Annotated in this window: 20 protein-coding genes and 1 pseudogene; 14 read left to right on the top strand and 7 right to left on the bottom strand. The window is 46.1% G+C overall.

All coding sequences use genetic code 11. The annotated features are described in order from the left end of the window. Positions 1-8: 8 nt before the first annotated feature. Genes fmt through L5M51_RS19925 form a run of 4 tightly spaced genes read left to right on the top strand, consistent with a single transcriptional unit; the run spans position 9 to position 5,142 of the window. Entirely contained in the window at positions 9-965 is a 957-nt protein-coding gene (gene fmt, locus L5M51_RS19940) for a methionyl-tRNA formyltransferase (RefSeq protein WP_131524501.1), read from the top strand. Between the two features lie 2 nt (positions 966-967). Then, complete coding sequence (rsmB, locus tag L5M51_RS19935; protein ID WP_263174265.1) at positions 968-2,254, top strand: 16S rRNA (cytosine(967)-C(5))-methyltransferase RsmB; 1,287 nt, start codon at positions 968-970, stop codon at positions 2,252-2,254. Positions 2,255-2,269: 15 nt separating this feature from the next. Next, a complete protein-coding gene (gene trkA, locus L5M51_RS19930; protein WP_263174262.1) occupies positions 2,270-3,679 on the top strand; it encodes a Trk system potassium transporter TrkA in 1,410 nt (469 codons plus the stop codon). A gap of 20 nt (positions 3,680-3,699) precedes the next feature. After that, positions 3,700-5,142 carry a TrkH family potassium uptake protein gene (locus tag L5M51_RS19925; RefSeq protein ID WP_113941395.1) on the top strand — a complete coding sequence of 481 codons (1,443 nt, stop codon included), beginning with the start codon at positions 3,700-3,702 and terminating at the stop codon, positions 5,140-5,142. Positions 5,143-5,196: 54 nt separating this feature from the next. On the opposite strand, the gene hemG (L5M51_RS19920) is transcribed toward L5M51_RS19925, so the two are convergent. Then, positions 5,197-5,751 (bottom strand): menaquinone-dependent protoporphyrinogen IX dehydrogenase, encoded by a 555-nt coding sequence (gene hemG, locus L5M51_RS19920; RefSeq protein ID WP_263174260.1) that lies wholly within the window; start codon positions 5,749-5,751, stop codon positions 5,197-5,199. 199 nt (positions 5,752-5,950) lie between these two features. Here hemG (L5M51_RS19920) and L5M51_RS19915 point away from each other — a divergent pair, with 199 nt between their 5' ends. After that, the gene (locus tag L5M51_RS19915; protein WP_105250823.1) at positions 5,951-6,259 is read left to right on the top strand and encodes an ArsR/SmtB family transcription factor; all 309 of its coding nucleotides are present in this window, start codon (positions 5,951-5,953) and stop codon (positions 6,257-6,259) included. 63 nt (positions 6,260-6,322) lie between these two features. On the opposite strand, the gene hemG (L5M51_RS19910) is transcribed toward L5M51_RS19915, so the two are convergent. The 4 genes and pseudogenes from hemG (L5M51_RS19910) to pepQ form a co-directional block, all read right to left on the bottom strand. Next, positions 6,323-6,847 (bottom strand): menaquinone-dependent protoporphyrinogen IX dehydrogenase, encoded by a 525-nt coding sequence (hemG, locus tag L5M51_RS19910; RefSeq protein ID WP_263174257.1) that lies wholly within the window; start codon positions 6,845-6,847, stop codon positions 6,323-6,325. 2 nt (positions 6,848-6,849) lie between these two features. Then, complete coding sequence (locus L5M51_RS19905; RefSeq protein WP_105250821.1) at positions 6,850-8,307, bottom strand: TrkH family potassium uptake protein; 1,458 nt, start codon at positions 8,305-8,307, stop codon at positions 6,850-6,852. Positions 8,308-8,384: 77 nt separating this feature from the next. After that, positions 8,385-9,000: pseudogene (locus L5M51_RS19900) on the bottom strand (YigZ family protein). Positions 9,001-9,027: 27 nt separating this feature from the next. Beyond that, entirely contained in the window at positions 9,028-10,350 is a 1,323-nt protein-coding gene (gene pepQ / locus L5M51_RS19895; RefSeq protein WP_263174255.1) for a Xaa-Pro dipeptidase, read from the bottom strand. A gap of 490 nt (positions 10,351-10,840) precedes the next feature. Here pepQ and fadB point away from each other — a divergent pair, with 490 nt between their 5' ends. The 6 genes from fadB (at position 10,841) to L5M51_RS19865 (ending at position 19,936) form a co-directional block, all read left to right on the top strand. Beyond that, positions 10,841-12,991, top strand: a complete 2,151-nt coding sequence (gene fadB, locus L5M51_RS19890; RefSeq protein WP_263174252.1) for a fatty acid oxidation complex subunit alpha FadB — start codon at positions 10,841-10,843, stop codon at positions 12,989-12,991. A 22-nt stretch (positions 12,992-13,013) separates the two neighbouring features. Next, the gene (fadA, locus tag L5M51_RS19885) at positions 13,014-14,177 is read left to right on the top strand and encodes an acetyl-CoA C-acyltransferase FadA (RefSeq protein WP_263174250.1); all 1,164 of its coding nucleotides are present in this window, start codon (positions 13,014-13,016) and stop codon (positions 14,175-14,177) included. 243 nt (positions 14,178-14,420) lie between these two features. Continuing rightward, complete coding sequence (locus tag L5M51_RS19880; RefSeq protein WP_198573722.1) at positions 14,421-15,587, top strand: diguanylate cyclase domain-containing protein; 1,167 nt, start codon at positions 14,421-14,423, stop codon at positions 15,585-15,587. A 175-nt stretch (positions 15,588-15,762) separates the two neighbouring features. Beyond that, a complete protein-coding gene (gene tusA / locus L5M51_RS19875) occupies positions 15,763-16,008 on the top strand; it encodes a sulfurtransferase TusA (RefSeq protein ID WP_105250817.1) in 246 nt (81 codons plus the stop codon). Between the two features lie 48 nt (positions 16,009-16,056). Next, positions 16,057-16,503 (top strand): MOSC domain-containing protein, encoded by a 447-nt coding sequence (locus tag L5M51_RS19870; protein ID WP_168827597.1) that lies wholly within the window; start codon positions 16,057-16,059, stop codon positions 16,501-16,503. A 244-nt stretch (positions 16,504-16,747) separates the two neighbouring features. After that, a complete protein-coding gene (locus L5M51_RS19865) occupies positions 16,748-19,936 on the top strand; it encodes an amidohydrolase family protein (RefSeq protein ID WP_263174247.1) in 3,189 nt (1,062 codons plus the stop codon). A 190-nt stretch (positions 19,937-20,126) separates the two neighbouring features. Here the strand turns inward: L5M51_RS19865 and L5M51_RS19860 are convergent, their stop codons facing one another. Continuing rightward, positions 20,127-20,723 carry a DNA-3-methyladenine glycosylase I gene (locus tag L5M51_RS19860; protein WP_198573720.1) on the bottom strand — a complete coding sequence of 199 codons (597 nt, stop codon included), beginning with the start codon at positions 20,721-20,723 and terminating at the stop codon, positions 20,127-20,129. Positions 20,724-20,840: 117 nt separating this feature from the next. Between L5M51_RS19860 and glyQ the strand changes: the two genes are divergently transcribed. Together glyQ and glyS are read left to right on the top strand one after the other, a co-directional pair. Then, positions 20,841-21,746 (top strand): glycine--tRNA ligase subunit alpha, encoded by a 906-nt coding sequence (glyQ, locus tag L5M51_RS19855; RefSeq protein ID WP_006084781.1) that lies wholly within the window; start codon positions 20,841-20,843, stop codon positions 21,744-21,746. Positions 21,747-21,756: 10 nt separating this feature from the next. Beyond that, on the top strand, positions 21,757-23,826 hold the full coding sequence (glyS, locus tag L5M51_RS19850; RefSeq protein WP_263174246.1) for a glycine--tRNA ligase subunit beta: 2,070 nt from the start codon (positions 21,757-21,759) through the stop codon (positions 23,824-23,826). 87 nt (positions 23,827-23,913) lie between these two features. On the opposite strand, the gene L5M51_RS19845 is transcribed toward glyS, so the two are convergent. Further along, positions 23,914-24,954, bottom strand: a complete 1,041-nt coding sequence (locus L5M51_RS19845) for an HDOD domain-containing protein (RefSeq protein ID WP_263174244.1) — start codon at positions 24,952-24,954, stop codon at positions 23,914-23,916. A 333-nt stretch (positions 24,955-25,287) separates the two neighbouring features. Between L5M51_RS19845 and L5M51_RS19840 the strand changes: the two genes are divergently transcribed. Then, the gene (locus L5M51_RS19840) at positions 25,288-26,208 is read left to right on the top strand and encodes a biotin-dependent carboxyltransferase family protein (RefSeq protein ID WP_263148669.1); all 921 of its coding nucleotides are present in this window, start codon (positions 25,288-25,290) and stop codon (positions 26,206-26,208) included. Positions 26,209-26,230: the final 22 nt, after the last annotated feature.

The raw sequence follows: 26,230 nt of genomic DNA, 5'->3' as shown, positions 1-26,230 counted from the left end.
GATCAGATTTGAAACCACTCAACATCATCTTTGCCGGAACACCGGATTTTGCCGCTCGCCACTTACAAGCACTGTTGAACTCACACCACAATGTGATTGGCGTTTACACTCAGCCCGATAGACCCGCTGGCCGCGGCAAGAAACTGACCGCCAGCCCAGTAAAAGAACTCGCTATCGCCAATAGTATTCCAGTGTTTCAACCCGGCTCATTACGTAAAGAACCCGCGCAACAAGAACTTGCCGCACTCAACGCCGATATCATGGTGGTCGTAGCCTATGGTCTGATCTTGCCAAAAGTCGTGTTAGATACACCGCGTTTAGGTTGTATTAACGTTCATGGTTCTATTTTGCCACGCTGGCGCGGTGCCGCACCGATCCAACGCGCACTTTGGGCCGGCGACAAAGAAACCGGCGTGACCGTTATGCAGATGGATGTGGGTTTAGATACAGGTGACATGCTGCTTAAAACCTATCTGCCGATCGAAGATAACGACACGTCAGCCAGCCTTTACGAGAAACTGGCAGAACAAGGTCCCGTTGCCCTATTGCAAGCCCTCGAGGGTTTAGCAAACGGTACCTTAGCCGCTGAAAAACAAGATGAAGCCTTAGCGAACTACGCAGAAAAACTCAGCAAAGAAGAAGCCAGACTCGATTGGAATAAATCTGCCAAACAACTCTGGCAAGAAGTCCGCGCCTTTAATCCTTGGCCTGTGAGTTACTTTGAGCACCAAGGTAACACTATTAAAGTGTGGCAAACCCAAGTCAGCGAAACCACCAGCACAGCTGCTCCGGGCACTATTATCAGCGCCAGCAAAAAAGGCATAGACGTCGCCACCGCTGATGGTGTGTTAACCCTGCTGAGTATGCAGCTTCCGGGGAAAAAGCCACTCAATGTTGCCGATATTCTCAATGCTCGAGGTGAATGGTTTAGCCCGAATACTCGCCTCGCAAACGAGGCACAATAATCATGAACTTGCGCGCGCTGGCTGCGAAAGCCATCTTCGAAGTATTAGAAAAAGGCGTGTCACTGTCAGTGGCATTGCCTGATCAACAAAAGCATCTTGCCAGCGGCAAAGATAAAGCCCTACTTGCCGAGATCTGTTACGGCGTGATGCGCACTCTGCCGCAAATAGAAAAACGCATCAGTGAATGCCTAGAGAAACCACTTAAAGGCAAACAAAGGATTATCCACCAGCTCCTGATCGTAGGTTGCTATCAACTGTACTTCACTCGTATTCCAAGCCACGCCGCAATTTCAGAAACCGCCGAAGCCTGTCGCCAATTAAAATTTGAAGGCATGGTCAAAGTGGTTAATGGTGTACTGCGCAATATTCAGCGCCAGCTATCGCCGCTAAACACAGAATCAGATACCTTAAGCTATAACACACCCGCTTGGTTAATTAAGCGCTTAAAAGAAGCCTATCCCGAGCAGTGGCAAGACATCATTCAACAAAGCCATGAACGCCCGCCCATGTGGCTGCGTAACAATCGCTTATCCCAGAGCCGTGCCGAATACCTCGCAGCCCTAGCCGAAATCGACATTGAAGCGAGCGAAGGCAGCAGTGCCGATGCCATTCTCCTAGTGCATCCAAAGGATGTCGCCACACTGCCACACTTTCATGAAGGTGCAGCATCAGTGCAAGATGGCGCGGCACAATGGGCGGCGACCTTATTAGCCCCGCAAGCGAATGAATTAATACTCGATGCCTGCGCGGCACCCGGTGGCAAAAGTTGTCACTTACTCGAACTTGAGCCGAGTATCAAATTAGTGGCTGTTGATTTTGATGCCAAACGCCTTGAGCGTGTGCAACAGAACCTTGACCGCTTATCATTAAAAGCGGAGCTTATCCATGGTGATGCGGCCAACATAGACTCATGGTGGCAAGGCGGACAATTTGATCGTATCTTACTGGACGCGCCTTGCTCAGCCACAGGAGTGATCCGCCGCCATCCCGATATTAAATGGTTGCGAAAAAACCATGACATCGAAGAGTTGGCTGAACTACAACAGCAAATTCTCGATCATTGCTGGAAGTGGCTAAAACCCGGTGGCACGCTTCTTTATGCCACTTGTTCGATTTTACCGCAGGAAAACCGCGACCAGATCAGTGCGTTTTTAGATAGAACGGTAGATGCTAAGCTAGACACACTTGCCCAGCAAAATTCGCCACAGGATATAGGTTGGCAAATCACGCCAGGACAAGACAATATGGATGGGTTTTATTATGCCCGTTTATTGAAAGCGACTGATTAGGAAGTAAGCAAGGCCATGAAAATTATCATATTAGGTGCAGGTCAAGTTGGGGGAACCTTGGCCGAAAATTTGGTGGGTGAGAACAATGACATCACCATTGTCGATTATGACAAATCCAGATTACGCGCCCTGCAAGATAAATATGACCTTCGCGTCGTAGCGGGCCATGCCGCTCACCCTGATGTGCTCAGAGAAGCGGGCGCAGAAAATGCCGACATGCTTATCGCCGTAACCAATAGTGATGAATGCAATATGGCTGCCTGCCAGATTGCCTATACCCTTTTTGGTACGCCGACTAAAATTGCCCGTATCCGCTCAGAACCGTATTTGGCGATGCGCGATAAACTCTTTATCGACAGTGAAACCAAAAATAGCGATGGTCGTCCCCGTGGCGGCTTCGTGATCGATGAATTAATCGCCCCTGAACAGTTAGTGACCGCTTACATCCAGCGACTCGTAGAATATCCAGGCGCATTGCAAGTGCTTGAATTTGCGGAAGGCCGCTTGAGCCTAGTGGCTGTTCGAGCCTATTACGGCGGCCCACTGGTGGGGAATGCATTAGCGGCACTTCGCGAACACATGCCTAATATTGATACCCGGGTCGCGGCGATTTTCCGCCAAGGCCGCGCTATTATGCCTCGCGGAACGACCATTATCGAAGCCGATGATGAAGTCTTCTTCGTTGCAGACAGTCGCCACATTCGTGCTGTCATGAGCGAAATGCAAAAGCTCGATAACTCCTACCGCAACATTATGATCGCCGGTGGCGGTAACATAGGCCTAGGTTTAGCAAAACGCCTTGAGCGCACCCACTCGGTCAAACTGATTGAGCATAAATTAGAACGTGCAGAAGCCTTATCGGAGCAGCTGGAAAATACCACAGTGTTCTGCGGTGATGCCTCAGATCAAGAATTACTGCTCGAAGAACACATAGACCAAACCGACGTATTTATTGCGGTCACCAATGACGACGAAGCCAATATTATGTCCGCCCTGCTAGCAAAACGTATGGGCGCGAAAAAGGTCATGGTGCTTATTCAACGCGAAGCCTATGTGGATATAGTGCAAGAAGCCAACATCGATATTGCAATCTCACCACAGCAAGCGACGATTTCAGCACTATTAACTCATATTCGTCAGGGTGATATCTGTAACGTTTACTCTCTACGTCGTGGGGCGGCCGAGGCAATTGAAGCCATCGCCCACGGAGATGCCAGCACTTCTAAAGTCGTTGGCAAAGCCATTGGTGATATTAAGTTGCCACCGGGGACAACGATTGGCGCCATTGTCCGCAATGATGAAGTGCTGATGGCCCACGACAAAACCGTGATAGAGCAAGGAGATCACGTGATCTTGTTCTTAGTGAATAAAAAGTTTGTCGGCGAAGTCGAGAAGCTTTTCCAACCAAGTGCTTTCTTCTTCTAAGAACCTTAGTAAGCCAACTTATGCTGAACTTTAGACCGCTATTGTTTATTTTAGGGCTGTTTTTGTCCATGCTGACAGCTTTCATGCTGATCCCACTACTCCTCGCCGCATACAAAGGTGAGGAAACTGTGGGCTCTTTTATGGTGTCGGCATTAGTCACAGGCATTAGCTCAAGCCTGTGTTTACACAATGGCCAGAGCAAAAGCATTAACCTCAATATCCGCGATATGTTCCTACTAACCAGCCTAACGTGGTTGATCGTAAGCCTATTCGCGGCCATGCCATTTACCCTTTATCACGGTATTGGTTATACCGACGCCTTCTTTGAAACCATGTCCGGCATCACGACCACAGGTTCTACTGTACTCTCAGGGTTGGATACTATGGATCACAGTATCTTAATCTGGCGCTCTTTATTGCAATGGCTAGGTGGGATTGGTTTTATCGTAATGGCGGTGGCGATTCTGCCCTTCTTAAACGTTGGCGGGATGCGGCTATTCCGCACTGAATCATCCGATTGGAGCGATAAAGCAGTGCCTCGCACCCAAAGCATGGCTAAGTATTTATTCTTTATATATATTTTACTAACGAGTATCTGCTGTGTTGCCTACCATCTGGCGGGAATGACTTGGTTTCAGGCCATCAATCATGCAATGACCACCCTCTCGACTGGTGGCTACTCGACCTCAGATAGCTCAATGGCGGCGTTCTCCAACTCTGCACACTGGGTTGGGATTTTCTTTATGGCAGCAGGTGGCTTGCCACTACTCATGTTTGTACAAACCATACAGCAAAGGGATCTACGGATTTGGAACGATGCTCAGGTCAAAGGCTTCTTATTTTTCCTCACATTTGTATCTTGTTCTATTGGCTTCTGGCTGTGGCAAACCCGTGACATTGAACTTCTAGATGCACTGCGTTTATCCAGCTTTAACGTGGTATCGGTAGTCACCACTACAGGTTATGGCTTAACGGACTATGGTGCTTGGGGCGCCTTTGCCAATATCGCCTTCCTGTTTTTAATGTTTGTAGGTAGTTGCTCTGGTTCCACTTCGGGCGGGATTAAGATCTTCCGTTTTCAAATTGCTGGGGCCATTATGCGCGAGCAATTGAAACAGCAATGTCATCCAAACGGTATCTTTAGGGAACGTTACAACAACCGCATCATCAGTGATGATATCGTGCGCTCTCTGATCACTTTCGTACTGCTGTTTGTGATGGTGATTGTAGGCTTGTCAGTGATTTTAGTGCTCACGGGTCTCGATCCTATGACCAGTTTCACGGGCGCGATTACGGCAGTCACTAACGTGGGCCCTGGTTTAGGCCCGATTATTGGACCTGTAGGTAACTTCTCAACGCTACCCGATGTCGCTAAATGGGCGTTGTCACTCGGCATGCTCCTCGGTCGTTTAGAAATCTTAACCGTGGCGGTGTTGTTTCACCCGAGTTTCTGGAAGTACTAATTCAGTAGAGCTTGAATACTAAAAAGGCGCTTAACTTGTTAAGCGCCTTTTTTATTAAGCTGTTGCAGTAACGTCAGCTAATTCCAACAGATGATCAGCATAAACATTCACATCTGCCCAGTCGGTATAATCGATAACTGACTTAGGATCAGTTGGACCCTTAGTCATCTTCATAATCAACTGAATCGCCAATCTGTCATACCAAGGCCATGAAGGATAATCCACTTTGCCCGCAATAATTTTAAGATCAGCAGGCGTCCATGGCGATAACGCAATGAACTTTTGCAGATATTTATTATTTGCAGGGATACGTTTTTCAGGATTTCTCGCCACAACATTGACGCAGAAAAAACTGTTTGGCAATGCGCCCAGAGCCTGTGCATGCTGCTCAATAAATTGAAAAACGCTCTTATCATAGGTGCCATAGAGCACGCAGGCACCTAAGGCAACGACATCATAATCAGGCCAATTAATACAAGTCGCGGCAGCACTGTTGATATCGATGAGGTCAACCTTAGCGTCACGAAATCTTAATTGCTCGGCAATTGCACTGGCAATCTTGGCCGTATGGCCACCACGGGTAAAATAAAGTACGAGGACGCGTGTCATAGGCAATTCCCGATCCACTGAGTAATACCACCATTGTGGCAAGGTTACGTTAAATAAACCTCTGATAGGATCACAAATCAGTCGTATCTCATATTCTGAGATGCAAAAATTGAGATCTGCATTGCCGAGCAGTATGATTGCGTAAACACATGTGTTCAATTAGAATTATCTAATCAAAAGCGATAAAGTGAGTGACCTTATGCAAAATGATATAGATGTAGATGCAATGGTAACTAATGCGGAAAGTGCGGCTAAATGGCTCAAGGCCATAGCGAACCCTTATCGCCTAATGATTTTATGTCTATTACTAGACAAAGAGTTGAGCGTAACCGAGCTCAACGCCACAGTGCCATTAAGCCAGTCGGCCCTATCCCAGCATTTAGCCGTATTACGCGCAGAAGATCTCGTGGATACCCGTAAGAGCTCGCAGATTGTTTACTATAAACTCAAGAACGAGCAAGTCACCCAAGTGATTTCGATTCTGCATAGCCGCTACTGCGCGGCCTAACACTGCAAAATGAGCCTAAATTTAAGCCCTAACCTCTTGCAAGTGATTAGGGCTTAATGGTTTTTAATGTTGGCTAAAACGGTTACCGAAGGCATCGACTTTTGCCCAATCGGTAAACTCAAAAGTGCCTGTGATATCCGTTGGCCCTTTAGTCAACCACATGATAAAACGTATCATGGTCCGGTCGAAGAAACCGTATTTAGGGTAATCAATCTTGCCCGCAAACACTTCTAACAGCTGGGGTTGCCACAGTGAAAGCTTGAGAAACTTTTGCATATAAGGATTGGTTTCAGGCGTATTTTTTAAGAGTTTGCGCGCCACTACGTTAACGGTAAAAAAACCATTAATCTTAGTATCTAGCACTGCATGGTGGCGATTCACATACTGATAAAGCTCTGGTCTATGTTTACCATAACGAATACTGGCACCAATCAGCACTTTATCAAAATCCACTAAGCTCAACGCTTCCGCCTGCTTTAATGTGACGAGCGAAACCTGCTCTCCCGCCTGTTCAGCAATCGTCTTCATTTTTTGGCAAATTGCCAATGTTTGGCCATCAATCGTCGAATAGATTATTAACGTCTGCATGATTAATTCTTCCAAAAAGTTGGCGTAAACAAAATCAGTAAGGTAAATACTTCGAGGCGACCAAACAGCATAGCCACGACCAATACCCACTTGGCTCCATCACCAATACTGGCATAATTGCTCGCTACCTCACCTAAACCTGGGCCTAGGTTGTTTAAGCATGCCGCCGTGGCACTAAAAGCCGTAATATCATCTAATCCCATCGCCATGAGTGCAAGCATACAAATCACAAACACCAGCGCATAGGCAGAAAAGAATCCCCAAACAGCATCAACCACACGGTCGGGTAAGGCTTTAGAGCCAATCCTAATCGAAAACATTGCCTTAGGGTGAACGAGTCGTTTCAATTCACGGGAACCCTGTAACAGCAGTAAAATTACTCGAATGACCTTAATCCCACCCGCAGTTGAGCCACCACAGCCACCGATAAAACTCGAAAACATTAATAGTATAGGTAAAAATAATGGCCACAGATGGAAGCTATCAGTGCCAAATCCAGCCGTAGTGGCAACTGAAACTGCCTGAAATAAAGCATGATCTAAGGTTTCTTCTGGCGAATCATAAATACCAGAACGATAAAGCGTGAAGAAACAAATCGCGGTGAGAATAAGTTGAATCGCCACCAGCATCTTAAATTCAGCATCTTTAAAATAGACTCTAACGTTAATCCCACGTCGTGAAAATGCCGCAAAATGCACGCTAAAGTTAACCGCAGAAACAATTAAAAAGAACACACAAATAAGATTAATAGTAGGACTATCGAAATAGCCCATACTGGCATCGTGGGTCGAAAAACCTCCGATGGCTATGGTCGAAAATGAATGACAAATGGCGTCAAAAATACTCATGCCCGCCCACCAATAAGCCGTCGCGCAGGAAATCGTTAGCAGTAAATAGATATACCACAGTGCTTTCGCGGTTTCGGCTATCCGCGGGGTCATCTTACTGTCTTTCACTGGCCCCGGAATTTCTGCGCGATAAAGCTGCATTCCTCCCACACCGAGCACAGGTAAAATAGCCACTGCGAGCACAATAATCCCCATGCCGCCAAGCCATTGCAGCATATGGCGGTAAAACAAAATGGCCTTAGGTAAGAAATCGAGCCCGACAATAACAGTGGCTCCGGTGGTGGTTAACGCAGAAAAAGATTCAAAGAAGCTGTCTGTCCAGCTTAAGTCTGGCTGACTCGAAAAGATAAACGGCAAGGCACCAATAGAACCCAGTACAGTCCAGAACAGCACGACAATCAGGAAGCCCTCTCGAGTACGCAATTCTTCTTTGCAGTGGCGGTTCGGATACCAGAGCCAAAAACCAATAAATAGGCTAACAAAAAATGCCTGCATAAACGCCGTGCCGCCGCCATCGTTATACCAAACAGCGATCAGTGCTGGTGGCAGCATAGTGATTGAAAATAAACCAATCAGCAGGCCTATGATTCTAATTATGGTTTTATATTGCATTACGCGAGTTCAATTATTCCATTGGCTGTAAAGGTATTTTCAGCATTTGGGCTATTTTGGCATAATTTACGCAGGCATCACAGCTCAAACTCGGGCCTCAAACTTCCTTGACTCAGTGTCGCCAGTGACTCACAAAGCCATGCCTGTTGCTCTCGCCCTATCTCAAACACAATATCGACCGCTGCGGCAAATTGCTTATCGATGATCACGGCATCCACTTGCTGTAATAGATGCTCGACATCGCGCAGCTGCGCATAATCACAATGCAACTTGGCGGGATACCGTAACTGTTTGAGTCGCGTCGGTAATTGAATCAAGCCTTGCCTTAAGCCCGACGTATAAGCCCGAACGAGTCCACCTACGCCTAGCTTAGTACCGCCATAGTAACGCACAACAACGGCGCCCACTTCGCCAATATGTGCCCCTTGCAACACAGCTAACATAGGGCGGCCTGCACTGCCAGCGGGGCTCACCGTCATCACTCGAACCAATTAAGACGCTATCATCCGGTGCGCCAGCAACAAAAGCTGAGCAATAGTGGCTTGCGCCGGGATAGTCACGCTTTATGTCAGTAAGTACTAACTTTAATTTATCGACGCTATCGCAATGAAAGAGAAAAGAGATAAAGCGACTATGCTTTATCTCTTCTTCAATGACGATTTCATCACAGGGAACGTTATAACTTTCGAGCACGAATTCGCCCTAATCTATTTTCAAACATCAATCGGCTAAGCCGAGCTCACGGGTCATGTTCTCGTTTCTATCTTGATGCACTATGACGTTATCTTCGATACGAATACCGCCAAAAGGCCTTAACTCATCAACCGTTTGCCAGTTGATCTGTTGGCCACGACTATCTTGTTTAAGCTCATTGAGCAAAGTATCTATGATGTATAACCCAGGTTCCATAGTCAGCACTTGGTTTGGCGCTAAAATGCGGGTGCAGCGCAAAAATGGGTGGGCCTCGGGGGCCGCGATATGGGTACCGCGCTCATCGTGGGAGAAGCCACCCACATCATGCACTTGTAAACCTAACATGTGGCCTAAACCATGGGGGAAGAAAGCACTGGTAATGCCTTGTTCAACCAAACCTTGGGCATCCCCCGTGGCTAAATCAAAATCCAATAGCATTTGCGCGACTTTAGCGTGAGTCGCTAAGTGTAAATCAGGATAACGAACGCCGGGGCGCATCATGTCGATAAGCTCCAGCTGCGCCTTATTCATCGCAGCGATCAACTCATCGAAACGATTCTTCTCAAATGCATAGGTTCTAGTGATATCAGACACATAGCCAAAGTAACTCGCTCCCGCATCAATAAGAAAAGACAAACGTTTCGCAGGGCTTTGATGCTCGAGCGCGGTGTAATGCAAAATCGCCGCATTTTGATTAAGAGCGATAATATTGCCGTAGGGCACTTCATTTTCGCTCTGGCCAACGGCAGATAAATAATGCTGTTGGATCTCGAACTCACTCGCACCGTTATAAAACGCATTTTTAGCCGCCAAATGTCCCTGCACCGCAATTTGGTTGGCGCGGCGCATACATTCCAGCTCATATTCAGTTTTAGTGGTTCTGTGGTAATGCAAATAGCTCATCACAGCATCGGGATTGCGACTGGTAAAACCCAGCACTTCGGCTACATCTAAATGCTCACCCAAATAAGCCCAATTAACTGTGTCTTTAGGTAACAGCTCAGCGACCTTATCGGCCTTAGTTAACAGCTTAATATCAAAATGCTCGGTCCAGAACATATCCGGCACATCGGATACTTTGTGCCAAAAATCCACAGGACGATAAAAAATCAGCTGCGGCTTATCGCGACCATTGACGACTAACCAGCAATTCGGATTATCCAACACTGGCAACCATGCCTTGAAGTGCGGGTTTGCTTTAAAGGGATAATTGATATCATCCAAAAACATCCGATGCGGCTGACCCGAATGGATCACTAAACCAGACAAGGCTTCTCGAGACAAAATATCTGCGACTCGGCGGTTTAACTCGGCAATATGGGCACGATAGTGATGAGCCAACTGATCCATTTGTCATCTCCTGCAATGAATAAAAGTTAATATTATGAGCCAAATTTGCCCACATAATCTTAATCTGATCATGAACAACAGATTCAATCAAAACGTTAAACTGTCACTCAATCTAAAATACATGGCTGCTGAATAAAGAACATTAAAGCGATAACATCATGATTATTTTTAATAATTCTATTCAACCCTAGCATGGCTACAGCGTTTAAACGTCTAAGAAAAACAGCCACAAAGACCTATTTATCCGCAAAGTGATTTAACGCATTCTAGGTGTTCTACACTCTGTGCAGTGTATCACAAAGGTGAAAAATCACTCTAGCCGACAAGAAATTAAACAGTCGTTTAAATTGGGTGTTGTAATTTATCGAATTTCGAAGCACACTGGCACACAACTGGTCAAATGATGGCCGAAGCTGCTGTGAGATAGAGAGTCGTACTAGCACCAACACATAATGGTGGGTATCACTTTTAAGCCAAAAGGAAGCAAGCAATGATCTACCAAAGTCCTACAATTCAAGTTGAGTTACTCGAGGATAATATTGCCAAGCTGTGCTTTAACGCACCCGGTTCGGTGAACAAATTCGACAGAGAAACCCTCGCTTCGCTCGATGCCGCATTAGACAGCATCAAGCAAAATTCCAATATCAAAGCGTTAGTGCTGACCTCCAGTAAAGATACCTTTATTGTGGGTGCCGACATTACCGAATTTTTAGGCCTATTTGCACAAGATGACGCCGTACTGCTCTCTTGGGTTGAACAAGCCAACGCTGTCTTCAACAAACTCGAAGACTTACCTTTCCCAACCGCATCTGCAATCAAAGGCTTTGCCTTAGGTGGCGGCTGTGAAACCATTCTGGCAACGGATTTTCGTATCGCAGATACCACAGCCAAAATCGGTTTACCTGAAACTAAACTCGGCATCATCCCAGGCTTTGGCGGCACAGTTCGTCTGCCACGTGTAATTGGTGCAGATAACGCACTCGAGTGGATCACCACAGGTAACGACCAACGCGCTGAAGATGCACTGAAAGTCGGTGCTGTGGATGCCGTGGTTGCGCCAGAAGCATTAGAAGCGGCTGCGATTCAAATGCTCAAAGATGCTGTTGATGAAAAGTTGGATTGGCAAGCGCGTCGTAACCGCAAACTGTCTGCCCTAACGCTGCCAAAACTTGAAGCTATGATGTCATTCACCACAGCTAAAGGCATGGTGTTTGCTGTTGCGGGTAAACACTACCCTGCACCAATGGCCGCAGTAAGCGTGATTGAGCAAGCATCGACTAAAGGCCGCACCGAAGCACTCCAAATCGAGCATCAAGCCTTTATCAAACTGGCTAAAACTGACGTTGCTAAAGCGCTTATCGGTATCTTCCTTAATGATCAATTCGTTAAAGGCAAAGCGAAAAAAGCGGGTAAATTAGCCAAAGAAGTGAAAAACGCTGCCGTATTAGGTGCTGGTATTATGGGCGGTGGCATAGCCTACCAAAGTGCCAGCAAAGGCACACCGATTGTCATGAAAGACATTGCCCAGCCAGCATTAGATTTAGGTCTCAATGAAGCCGCCAAACTGCTGTCTGCCCAAGTTGCTCGTGGTCGTTCAACGCCAGAAAAAATGGCCAAAGTGCTGAACAACATCACGCCTTCATTAGATTATGCTGCGCTCAAACACAGTGATGTCGTCGTTGAAGCCGTTGTTGAACATCCAAAAATTAAAGCACAGGTTTTAGCCGAAGTTGAAGGCTATGTGAGTGAAGATGCAATTATCGCGTCAAACACCTCAACGATTTCAATCAACTTGCTCGCTAAGAGCATGAAGAAACCTGAGCGTTTCTGCGGTATGCATTTCTTCAACCCAGTGCACAAAATGCCGTTGGTCGAAGTTATCCGTGGTGAGCACAGCTCTGAAGAAACCATCGCCTCTGTTGTGGCTTACGCCAGCAAAATGGGCAAAACCCCAATCGTGGTAAACGATTGCCCAGGCTTCTTCGTTAACCGCGTACTCTTCCCTTACTTTGCAGGCTTTAACGGCTTACTTGCCGAAGGTGGCGACTTTGCTGCAATCGACAAGGTAATGGAAAAACAATTCGGTTGGCCAATGGGCCCTGCTTACCTGCTCGACGTAGTGGGTTTAGACACAGGTCATCACGCCCAAGCCGTTATGGCTGAAGGTTTCCCTGATCGCATGGGTAAATCAGGCACTGATGCGATTGATGTGATGTTTGAGAACAAACGTCTTGGCCAGAAAAATGGCAAAGGTTTCTATGTCTATTCAGTCGATAGCCGTGGTAAACCGAAGAAAGATGTCGATCCTACGAGCTACGGCCTATTGAAAGCTGCCTTCGGCGAATTAAAAGTCTTTGAAGCCGATGACATTATTGCCCGTACAATGATCCCTATGATCATCGAAACCGTGCGCTGTTTAGAAGAAGGTATTGTCGCATCACCAGCCGAAGCGGATATGGGCCTAGTTTATGGCTTAGGTTTCCCGCCATTCAGAGGCGGCGTGTTCCGTTACTTGGATACCATGGGTGTCGCAAACTTTGTAGCCTTAGCAGACAAATATGCTCACTTGGGCGGTCTGTATCAAGTCACAGATGCGATGCGTACATTAGCAGCCAATAACGGTAGCTACTACCAAGCCTAATTAGCGGGAAAGGAATTTAATCATGAAACAAGCTGTTATCGTAGACTGCATCCGTACTCCGATGGGCCGCTCAAAGGCTGGCGTATTTCGTAATGTGCGTGCAGAAACTCTGTCTGCCGAATTGATGAAAGGTCTGTTGCTGCGTAATCCGCAACTCGACCCAAACTTGATTGAAGACGTGATTTGGGGTTGTGTGCAACAAACCCTAGAGCAAGGCTTCAACATCGCCCGTAATGCTTCACTATTAGCCGGCATTCCAAAGACCGCTGGCGCAGTGACGGTTAACCGCCTATGTGGTTCGTCAATGGATGCTATCCATCAAGCGGCGCGTGCGATTATGACTGGCATGGGCGACACCTTTATTATTGGTGGCGTAGAACACATGGGCCATGTGCCTATGAGCCATGGTGTCGACTTCCACCCAGGTCTTGCTAATAACGTGGCAAAAGCCTCTGGCATGATGGGGTTAACTGCTGAAATGCTGGGTAAACTGCACGGTATTACCCGTGAACAGCAAGATGCTTTTGCAGTACGTTCTCATCAACGTGCTTATGCTGCGACGATTGAAGGCCGTTTTGCCAAGGAAATCTATGGCATTGAAGGTCACGATGCTAACGGTGCCTTAATTAAAGTACAGCAAGACGAAGTGATCCGCCCAGAAACGACTATGGAATCTCTAGCAGCACTGCGTCCGGTATTTGATCCAGTCAACGGTACTGTCACTGCGGGTACTTCTTCTGCACTGTCTGATGGCGCTTCAGCCATGCTGATCATGGAAGAATCTAAAGCGCGCGCACTTGGCTTGCCGATTCGTGCACGTATTCGCTCTATGGCGGTTGCGGGTTGTGATGCGGCGATCATGGGTTACGGCCCAGTTCCTGCCACGCAAAAAGCGCTGGCTCGTGCCGGTATCACAGTTGCCGATTTAGATGTGATTGAACTTAACGAAGCGTTTGCTGCTCAGTCTTTACCTTGTGTGAAAGATTTAGGTTTAGCGGATGTGGTTGACGACAAAATCAACCTCAACGGCGGCGCGATTGCACTAGGTCACCCACTGGGTTGTTCAGGTGCGCGTATCTCTACGACGCTGATCAACTTGATGGAAGACAAAGACGCGACCTTAGGTTTAGCGACCATGTGTATTGGTTTAGGCCAAGGTATCGCCACCGTGTTCGAACGCGTTTAATTCGTTAATCAAATAATCATCAAAGCCGGAACTTGTTCCGGCTTTTTTATGCCAAATCTTCTGCCATCATAAATATTAATATTTCTCATTTCTTCTGCTGTTCATTTGAAAATCAGTCCGTTATCGACTTAACTACAAGGGCATTACTGGCTATTGTGGACGACAACAGGCAAGCAATCATCAGCCAAATCTAGGCAGTGTAGTGCAAGGATGCAATTCGTTGTTTTACCAGAGGAATGCCAGATGCTACAAACGGAACAGACCCTTTTCGAACAAATGCGGATCACTGAGCTGGAGATCGAGTCTCGTAAAGCGCTCTTCTCTTTTACAGGGGCAGACGTAAAGGCACTGCAATCCTTTAAGCCCATCATTGAAGAAAACATCGATAAAATTGTCGATGACTTTTACGGCTTACAAACCAGTGTGTCAGAAATTGCGCTCTTGATTGGAGACTCAGACACCCTTGCCCGCCTACGTACCGCACAGAGAAGATATGTGCTTGATTTATTTAATGGTATTTATGATCTTGAGTACGTAAACAATCGCCTGCGGATTGGTTTAGTCCATAAACGCATTGGTGTTGAACCCAAACTTTACCTGTCTGCAGTACACACTCTCAAGGAGTTGATCTATGCAGTGATCAACAGCTCAGTACAAGATGTACGTCAAGCCGAACGTATTCGAGCCGCAATTGATAAACTCGTGCTGTTTGATGTCACACTAGTATTCGATACATATATTCGCAGCTTAGTCTCCGAGATTGAGAACGCTAAGGATAAAGCCGAAAAATATGCCCAAAGCATGGAAAGCAAAGTCAAAGAGCGAACACAGCAGTTAGAAGAACTCTCGCAAACCGATCCCTTAACAGGTTTGCTCAACGTAAGGCACTTACAAGAAACCGCAACTCGCATACTCAGAGCAGCCCAAAGACGCGCCGAGCCCGTATGTGTCATCTACTTAGATGTAGATGATTTTAAATTATTTAATGACACTCAAGGCCATAGATCAGGTGATGAAGTACTTTGTGCTGTCGCAAAAGCGATTAAAGAAACCACTCGTGCTGAAGATCAATGTTTTCGATATGGTGGAGATGAGTTCTGTATCATCATGCCTAACTGTCGTGAGGAACAAGCTCGCGAGAATTTCATCACTCGGTTTAATCAAAAAATAAAACTCAGTCTAAACAATATTTCCTTAAGCTTTGGCATTACAGATACTGGCCCCTATGAATATGAAGAAGCCAATAGCTTAATTCATAAAGCCGATCAAAAAATGTATAGCTACAAACGGGCGTCCAAATTGCAGCAACAAACTATGGCGGCAGCAAATGATTTAGCACCAGAGAATAGTACAGCTGTCATCCATCCAATCTCTCAATCTCAAAGCGCTGCTGATAAAGCCGTTGAGTAATGTTAATTACTATCAGCCATAAGTTTGTTCCACGTGGAACATTTTATCTCTAGCTTTGGTAACGACAAAAAGCACACCAATCAAACCACATCACAAATTGAGACCACCAACTTGGTTTATCATGGGGGCTGGAGTAACATTAGCTAATTCTGCTTAACCGTTCAGTAGAGGTAATATGAACGATGCTTTCTCAACCGCACAGCATAGGCTCGATGCACTAGGCTTACGTTGCCCAGAACCTGTAATGATGGTGCGTAAAACGGTAAGACAAATGGCTGCAGGCGAGACACTGCTGATCATTGCCGATGACCCTGCAACGACACGCGATATTCCAAGCTTCTGTGAGTTTATGGATCACACCCTTATCGCCAGCGAAACGGCTCAGACGCCATACCAATATTTGATCAAAAAAGGACTTTAAGTCGTATCGTTTTAGCGACTTAATCATTAAAAAAGGATGTGAGGAACTATGCCAAAACTGCTGGCAATTGCCTATAAAACTGTAAAGCGCGGCCCAATGAATGAGGTTCTCTGTGCCAATGTCACCCAGTTAAATGGTGTAGAGAAAGATGTATTTGGTCGTCCAGGCAAACGCCAAGTCACTGTGCTTTCCAAACTACAATGGCAACAAGCCTGTCGTGCTATCGAGGCAGAATTGCCTTGGACGACTCGCAGAGCAAATCTGCTCGTTGATGGTCTAGTATTTAGCAGTGCAGATGTTGGTAAACATTTACAGATTGGTGAGTTACTACTTGAAATTACAGGTGAGACCGATCCTTGTAAAAAAATGGAAATTGCACATGTTGGTTTAGAAGCCGCACTCACCCCAGATTGGCGAGGAGGTGTAACATGCAGGGTATTGAATGACGCTATGATCCACTTAGGTGATGAGATAGCAATTTTCTTTCCTAGCTAATCCAATCAGCCTATCTCAGCTAGTTCTCCATACTCCTCTATAAATAGAACCAAATAACTTGGTTCTATTTCTGTTGTCCCAATCCTAATATAAATATCAGCTTTCTAGCTCGAACATCAATTGAAACAGTATTTACGTTTTCCTTCCTATCTATTTATGCGATAACTACACCAAGTATTAACAAAACTTTATCTTGTGATTAATACCGCTCATGTAGCCCATAAGAACGATAACAGGAAGTGACATGTTGAACTCTAAACTTACCCCGCTTTATATTGCCCTCACTCTTGGGATGAATACCCTCGCAGTTAACGCCACAGAAACGAAAGAATCGACTTGGAATGTTAACGCTCCAGCGAATGCTCCCTTAGTGCAAGTCAAAGTTGATGTTAATGAAGGCACTTGGATGAACTTAAGTGTCAGCCCAGATGGTAAATATATCGTCTTCGACTTACTCGGTGACATCTACCAAATTCCAGTAACAGGCGGTGAAGCTAAGCCATTAGCCCAAGGCATAGCTTGGCAGATGCAGCCCGTCTATAGCCCTGATGGCAAGCACATTGCTTTTACGTCCGATGGTGATGGTGGTGATAACATTTGGATTATGGATGCTGATGGTAAAAACCCAAGAACAGTTACCCAAGAAACCTTCAGGCTGCTAAACAGTCCAGCTTGGAGCCCAGACTCCCAGTATCTGGTTGCCCGTAAGCACTTTACCGCCAGTCGTAGTTTGGGTGCGGGCGAAGTGTGGCTATACCACGTTGCGGGTGGTGAAGGCGTTAAATTGACCGAGCGTCCTAATGATGAGAAAGATTTAGGTGAACCCGCGTATTCACCCGATGGTCGCTATATCTACTTTAGCCAAGATGACACGCCGGGTAAAACATTCCATTACTCAAAGGACTCGGTCAACGGTATCTACAAAATAAAACGCTACGATACTCAAACTGGTGAGATTGAAGTATTAATCGAAGGCACGGGTGGTGCAATTCGGCCAACGCCGAGCCCAGACGGCACTAAGCTCGCCTATATTAAGCGCGATGATTTTCAGTCATCACTCTACCTACTCGACCTTAAGTCGGGAGAGACGACTAAACTGTTTGGCGAACTTGACCGTGATATGCAAGAGACTTGGGCCATTCATGGCGTCTATCCAACAATGGCATGGACACAAGATAACAAGGATATTTTCTTCTGGGCTAAGGGAAAAATTAATCGTCTGAATGTTGCCAATAAAACACTCACAGATATCCCCTTTAGTGTAAAAACTGAGTTAGCCATACAACCCTCGGTGCGCTTTAAGCAAGATATCGATAAAGACGTTTTCGATGTAAAAATGCTACGTATGGCGCAAGTCTCACCGGATGGTAGCAAAGTCGCCTTCGAAGCACTGGGGAAAATTTGGTTAAAATCCTTACCCGATGGCAGAATGTCGCGCTTAACTGATCTAGACAAAAATATTGCAGAACTTTATCCCCAATGGTCGCGCGATGGTAAAAATATTGTTTTCACCACTTGGAATGACCAAGACCAAGGCACAGTACAAGTGATTAGCGCCAAAGGTGGCAAACCTAAGCAGCTAACATCTGAACCAGGAAAGTATGTCGAACCCACCTTTTCACCCAATGGTGAACTCGTAGTGTATCGTAAAACTCAAGGCGGTAACCTCACACCAAGAACTTGGTCGCAGGAGCCCGGGCTATATAAAGTCGATATTAAAGGTAAACAAAATAGCAAGATCAGTACCGATGGCTATCAAGCTCAATTCGGTGCCAATGCTGATCGCGTCTTTTTTATGAATAGCAGCGAAGATGAAACGCCGCAGTTATCATCCATCAACTTAGACGGCTTCGATAAGCGGGTTCATTACAGCAGCAAACATGCAACTGAATTTAGGGTTTCACCCGATGGCGAGCAACTCGCCTTTGCTGAACGCTTTAAGGTTTGGGTAACACCTTTTGCTAAACACGGCGAGACAGTTGAGATTGGCCCCAATGCCAGCAATCTACCCGTAAGCCAATTGAGTGCCCGTGCGGGCGAAAGTATCAGTTGGAACAGTAAAAGCGACCAACTATATTGGACTCTTGGCCCCGAGTTGTACCAAGCCAAGGTTGACACTCAATATCGCGACAAAGATGAAAAGGCACAACCAAGCATTATCGATTTAGGCTTTACCGAAAAGGCCGATGTTCCACGTGGAACAATCGCCTTCGTCGGTGGCAAAGTGATTACGATGGAAAATGACCAGGTGATTGATAATGGTGTGGTCATAGTCAAAGACAATCATATTGTCGCCGTAGGCGATGCCAATGTTGCGATTCCTAAGGATGCGCAGATCATCGACATCAAAGGCAAATCCATTATGCCAGGACTATTCGATGCCCACGCCCATGGACCGCAAGCAGATGATGAAATTGTGCCACAACAGAACTGGGCGCTCTACTCTGGATTATCTTTAGGCGTGACTACTATTCACGATCCATCGAATGACACCACAGAAATATTTGCCGCTTCCGAACAACAAAAAGCAGGCAATATTGTTGGCCCACGAATATTCTCCACCGGCACCATACTCTATGGAGCGAATGCGCCTGGCTACACATCGCACATAGACTCACTGGATGATGCTAAATTCCATCTTGAACGCCTGAAAAAAGTTGGAGCCTTTAGCGTAAAAAGCTATAACCAACCTCGCCGCAATCAGAGACAGCAAGTCATAGCCGCAGCACGTGAACTTGGAATGATGGTTGTCCCTGAAGGTGGCAGCTTGCTGCAACATAATTTAAGCATGGTCGCCGATGGACATACTACGATTGAGCACTCGCTCCCCGTTGGTTCAATCTATAATGATATCAAACAGTTTTGGAGCCAGACTCAAGTTGGTTACACGCCAACCTTAGTGGTTGCCTATGGTGGTATTTCTGGTGAAAACTACTGGTATGATAAAACCGATGTGTGGGCACATCCACGCCTATCCATGTATGTGCCAGCCGATATTTTGCAAGCAAGATCAATGCGACGCCCCCATGCACCAGAGAGCCACTACAATCATTTCAATGTTGCTAGAGTCGCTAACGAGCTCAATAAGTTAGGGGTTCACCCAAATATTGGCGCCCACGGACAGCGTGAAGGTTTAGCGGCACATTGGGAAATGTGGATGTTTGCCCAAGGCGGCATGAGCAATATGGAAGTGTTGAAAACGGCCACCATTAATCCAGCGACGACCTTTGGCATGGAGCAGCAACTCGGTTCTATCAAAGAAGGTAAGCTCGCAGACTTGATCGTTATTGATGGTGATCCATTAGCCGACATTCGAGTCACCGACAGAGTCACTCATACTATGGTCAATGGTAAGTTATTTGATGCAGAGACTATGAATGAACTTAATGGGGATAAAGCACAGCGTAAGCCGTTTTTCTTTGAGAAAATCTAAGTTCGACCTCAAGGCAAAATGAAATTGTCGCTTTTCTATAAGGCCATTTAGACTTTATAAGAGTGATGACTAACTCCTGCGAATAACAAAAAGCATGTTCCACGTGGAACATGCTTTTTTATCGCTAGGCTTCTAATACCACGACAAGTCCCAACCCCTACTTTAACATAGGCAAGCTCTGCGATTAATGTTACTCGTGGTTATGCAGTCCGGCACAAGAATCGACACAGGCCTGATAAGCAATACACTCGACAAGATGATCGTTCACCATACCCACCGCCTGCATAAAAGCATAACAAATGGTTGGGCCGACAAAATTAAATCCAAGCTTCTTTAACGCTTTTGACATGGCTTCAGATTCTGGCGTTTGTGCCGGAACCTGCGACATTGCCCTAATCTGATTAACTATGGGTTTACCGCCCACAAAGCTCCATAAAAAAGCAGAGAAATCCTTCCCATCGGCAGTATAGGCTAAATAACCTTTGGCATTCTTGATGATAGAGTTCACCTTCAAGCGATTGCGCACTATACCGGGATTCAACATGAGCTCCTCTACTTTCGCCTCATCGAAAGTCGCAATAATCTCAGGTTCAAAATTAGCAAAGGCCTGTTCATAGTTTTGTTGCTTCTTCAGGATAGTTATCCAAGATAATCCGGCCTGTTGACCATCTAAACACAACTTAGCAAACAGCTCCTTTGGATCATAAACAGGTCGCCCCCACACTTTGTCGTGATACTCACGATACAAGGGATCATCACTTACCCAGCCACAGCGGATCTCTTCCATGACATATAACCTTATCGTTTTAATTAAGAAGGTAAAAAATAACCTACATAAGCAGATATCTACAAGGTATAATCGAACCCATTTTCTATTCAGGCTGACGGCAGTAGACAAGTAGACATGACGACAAAACACGACGTAAAAACATTTCAGGGTTTCATTCTCACCCTGCAGGAATATTGGGCACAGCAAGGCTGTGCAATTGTTCAACCTTTAGATATGGAAGTCGGCGCTGGTACATTCCACCCACAAACTTTCCTACGTTCTTTAGGGCCTGAACCTATGAGCAGTGCCTATGTGCAGCCATCGCGCCGCCCTACGGATGGTCGTTACGGTGAAAACCCTAACCGTCTGCAGCACTACTACCAGTTCCAAGTCGTGTTAAAACCTTCGCCTGACAATATTCAGGAGCTGTATTTAGGCTCACTGCAAGCACTGGGTATTGATACTCAAATCCACGATATCCGCTTTGTGGAAGATAACTGGGAATCACCAACACTAGGTGCTTGGGGCTTAGGCTGGGAAGTTTGGCTTAATGGTATGGAAGTGACTCAGTTTACTTACTTCCAACAGGTCGGCGGCATCGAATGCAGCCCTGTCACAGGTGAAATCACCTATGGCCTAGAGCGTCTGGCCATGTATATCCAAGGCGTAGATAGTGTTTATGATCTCGTATGGACCGATGGTCCACTAGGCCTAATCACCTATGGCGATGTGTTCCATCAAAACGAAGTCGAGCAATCGACCTATAACTTCGAACACGCCGATGTGGATTTTATGTTCACCCTGTTCGATCAGTGCGAAAAAATGTGTCAGCATTTATTGTCGCTAGAAAAACCCTTACCTCTGCCCGCCTACGAGCAAGTGATGAAAGCCTCACACGCTTTCAACCTGCTCGATGCCCGCCATGCCATTTCAGTTACTGAGCGCCAACGCTACATCTTACGCGTTCGTACTATGGCGAAAGCGGTCGCTGAATCTTATTATCAGGCACGCGAAGCGCTTGGCTTCCCAATGTGTAAGTAGAGGTAAAAACATGAATTTTGAAAACTTACTCATAGAGTTAGGCACGGAAGAATTACCACCTAAGTCACTGCGTAAACTGGCTGAATCCTTTTTAGCTAACTTTACTGAAGAACTCACCAAAGCCGATTTAGCGTTCAGCTCAGCCGTTTGGTACGCAGCGCCACGTCGTCTGGCAATTGACGTCACTGAACTTGCCCTTGCACAAGCTGACAAAGTCGTTGAAAAACGCGGCCCAGCAGTGAGTTCAGCATTCGATGCTGAAGGCAAACCGACTAAAGCCGCCGAAGGTTGGGCACGTGGTAATGGTATTACTGTTGAACAAGCCGAACGTTTAGTTACAGATAAAGGCGAATGGTTAGTCCATAACGCCAAAGTTGAAGGCGTCGAAACCAAAAGTTTGATCGCTGCTATGGCTCAACGTGCACTCGATAAATTGCCCATTCCTAAGCCAATGCGTTGGGGCAATAATAAAACCCAATTTATTCGCCCTGTGCACACAGCAACTATGTTGTTAGGCAGTGAGTTGATTGAAGGTGAATTGCTGGGTATCAAATCGGCACGCACTGTTCGCGGTCACCGCTTTATGGGGCTCAAGCAGTTTGAATTAGCACACGCTGATCATTACCTTGCCGACCTAAAAGAAAAAGGCAAAGTCATCGCCGATTACGAAAGCCGTAAAGCATTAATCAAAGCCGATGCCGAAAAAGCCGCCGCTAAGATTGGTGGCACAGCCGATATCGAAGATAGCCTGCTGGAAGAGGTCACCTCTTTGGTTGAATGGCCAGTAGTATTGACCGCTAGCTTCGAAGAAAAATTCTTAAGTGTACCGTCTGAAGCTTTGGTCTATACCATGAAAGGCGACCAAAAATACTTCCCAGTCTTTGATGATGCAGGCAAGTTACTGCCAAACTTTATCTTTGTGGCCAATATCGAATCTAAAGATCCCGCGCAAATTATCTCTGGTAACGAGAAAGTCGTTCGCCCACGTTTGGCTGATGCTGAGTTCTTTTTTAATACCGATAAAAAACACACGCTGGAATCGCGTTTACCTAGCTTAGAAACCGTCCTGTTCCAACAACAGCTCGGCACCTTAAAAGACAAAGTGAATCGTATTTCTGCCCTAGCCGCCTTTATTGCCGGACAAACTGGCGCGAATGCAGTTGATGCAGCCCGTGCAGGTTTGTTATCTAAAACCGATTTGATGACCAATATGGTGATGGAGTTTACCGACACTCAAGGCACTATGGGCATGCACTACGCCCGCCTCGATGGTGAAACCGAAGCCGTTGCAGTTGCAATGGAAGAGCAATACAAGCCTAAGTTCTCTGGCGATACAGTGCCTAATGCCGGTGTATCTTGCGCTGTCGCATTAGCAGACAAGCTCGACACCTTAGTCGGCATCTTTGGTATTGGCCAAGCACCAAAAGGCGCTGCCGATCCCTTTGCCCTACGCCGTGCCGCCATCGGTGTGCTGCGTATTATCGTTGAGAACAAACTGCCACTGGACTTAGTAACGCTGATAGCTAAAGCTCAGGAGCTCCACGGTACTAACTTAAGCAACGCCAATGCAAGCGATGAAGTGTTAGAGTTCTTAATGGCACGCTTCCGCGCTTGGTATCAAGATAAAGGTATTGGTGTTGATGTGATCTTAGCCGTGCTAGCACGTCGCCCAACACGCCCTGCTGATTTTGATAGCCGTATCAATGCGGTATCACACTTTAGAAGCCTAGAAGCTTCTAGTGCACTTGCGGCAGCGAACAAACGTGTATCAAACATTCTGGCTAAGGTTGAAGGTGCTTTACCGACAACGATCAATGCGAGTCTGTTAACCGAAGCCGCAGAGCAAGCATTGGCGGCCAAGTTGAACGAGCTGCAACCGCAGTTAGCGCCTCTGTTTGCCAATGCCGATTACCAACAAGCCTTAACCTTGTTAGCTGGCCTACGTGAAAGTGTGGATCAGTTCTTCGAAGATGTGATGGTCATGGCGGATGATGAAGCGTTGAAAAACAATCGTTTAGCATTATTGAATAATCTACGCGAGCAGTTCCTGCACGTCGCGGATATATCACTACTGCAATAACGATACTAACGTTTTTTAAATTATCGCTTTAGAAAAAACGCGCTCAATAGCGCGTTTTTTATTGTCCTGATTTCTTAAACAGCCCAATCAGAACTGCGTCAGTTTTTGATGTAAGCCATCAAATTGAGTTTGATCTAAGTTAACTTGCTGCAGTAAATTCGCCAGTATCTCAGGGGATAATTGCCCTGCTTGATGCAGCATAGAAATCTCGCTAATCACATTCGCCCGCCACACCACAGCGGCGAGCCCCGCTTGCGGGCGCGAGTTCACACTGGCAAGCTTGTCTAATTCTGTTTCAAAGGTATTAGGTAACTGCCAATGCTTAGCAAGCAATGAACTCAAGGTTAACGATTTCGTCGTCATCACTTGTCTAAATAATCCAGAATTAGGCTGTTCTCCCGGCTCTGCCTGTACAAATGCATCGAGGAGCATTTTAAAAATGGCCAACTTGCCGACATCGTGTAATAGGCCCAATAAAAAAGCCGTATCTTGATCTTCATCGCTTAACTCACTGGCAAGAAAAGCAACCTGCATCGAATGGCGCCAAATTTCAGCCCCAAAACGACGAAAATAGATTGGTTTAATATCCAACATTTCACGCACTAAACAAGTAGTGACAAATTTTCTCAACTGTTCGCGGCCAAGCTGTACCAAAGCCTGCTGTAAACTGGTGATATCCCTATCGCTACGTTTAAACGCAGGGGAATTACATAGCTTAAGCACCTCCACACTCAATAAAGGATCTCGCTCGATAAGCGCTAATAGATCCTTAATATCAAATTGTGGGTCGGCCAATTTACGATCTAACTCCAATACCTTTGACGGCAGCTTTAACACTTTTTCGGCGATGACTTGTGGCGATGCTAAGGCCTGCTCTATCTCCGCCATGACTCTACGTTCAAGATTATTCGCTACACCGCCAGTGTCCTTAACCCGTGTCGGAAATAACAAACTATAAAAGAGTGCAGATAAATCGACAGATACGACGCTAATATCTTCGAGAGATTTAGCTGGCTTTCGCGCAGGTTCAAGCGACTTACCTAAGTCCGTCGTTGAAAAACTTTTGGGTCTCTCAACGGTCGCCGTATCACGAATATTAAAGAGTTTGTTAAAAAGTGATTTAATCAAGAAGCATCAACCTGTCATTATAAATAATTGTTAAAAAGTCAGTTAAATATTGCCCATCATAAATCCATTTTGATCAGCTCAAGCCATGCATTAAGGCATTGTAGAGAGGCTAATATTTAGCTTAAGTGTAACATATTCAATTCATTTCGGACTTCTTCTATCCCACCATTACTGCTTTTACAAAGACAATCTTGGTTACAAGTTGAAACCTCAAAAAACTTACATTTCAGCATCATTTAACTGACAATACGCCTACCATTCCTAAAGGGATACATATTTTGTCTCCCTTTAATTGATTAACAATCTACTCGCGAGCTAACAACGGAAAATTTGATGATCGAGGTAATAAAAGCGGGTGCACTAACCACAGTTCAAGATATCGGACGCATGGGATATCGACATTTAGGCGTAACCCAAGCTGGTGCCTTAGATAGACCTGCACTGTGTTTAGCAAACCGCCTACTCTCAAATCCAGACAATACACCCGTACTGGAATTGACCTTCGGACAATCGATTTTTTTGTTTAAACGCGATGCTTGGATTGCCTTAACGGGTGCCGATTTCGATGCCCGCATAGACAATAAACCCATAGTTTGCGGCTGGCGCTACTCCATTAAGGCAGGACAAAAACTCAGTCTTAGAGGGGGAAATAAAGGCATGCGTGCCTATGTTGCGGTTGACGGCGGCGTTAAAGTGCCGTTAGTGATGGATTCTGCTGCAACTGATTTAACCTCAGGTATCGGTGGATTTCATGGCCGCGCATTAGAAGCTGGCGATAACCTGACCTTAGGTTCCGCTCATCCACTAAGAAGGCAAGTTGGCGCAATTCAAAAAAGTTGGAATGGGCATATTCGCGCACTCGCAACAAAGCACACCCAAGCCTTCTCGTTGAAATCTCAGCAAATATTCTGGCAAACACAGTGGCAACTTTCGGCAGAAAGCAATCGTGCAAGTGCAATACTCAACGGGGAAATATTGACCTTAGCAAAACCATTCCCTGTTCAATCCCATACAGTCAAGCCAGGAGTCATTCAAGTGTCAGCTTCAGGGCAACCTTTAGTGTTACTTGCCGATGCTAAGACCACCAGCAATCACCCTCAAATAGCCGTGATTATTGAAGCCGATTTGTGGAAACTCGCGCAAACTCGCCCAGGGCAGACAGTTAAATTCGAATTGGTTGACGATGAACAAGCGGCAACGGCGCAAGCGGAATGGCATGACTACTTCTACCGACTACAACGTAGCCTAGGTTAACGAACCACTGCATAATCAAATC

Origin of the sequence: Shewanella sp. SM73, assembly GCF_025653795.1 — a bacterium.
GTDB classification, from domain to species: domain Bacteria; phylum Pseudomonadota; class Gammaproteobacteria; order Enterobacterales; family Shewanellaceae; genus Shewanella; species Shewanella oncorhynchi.
This window is presented reverse-complemented; position numbering and strand designations above follow the sequence as displayed.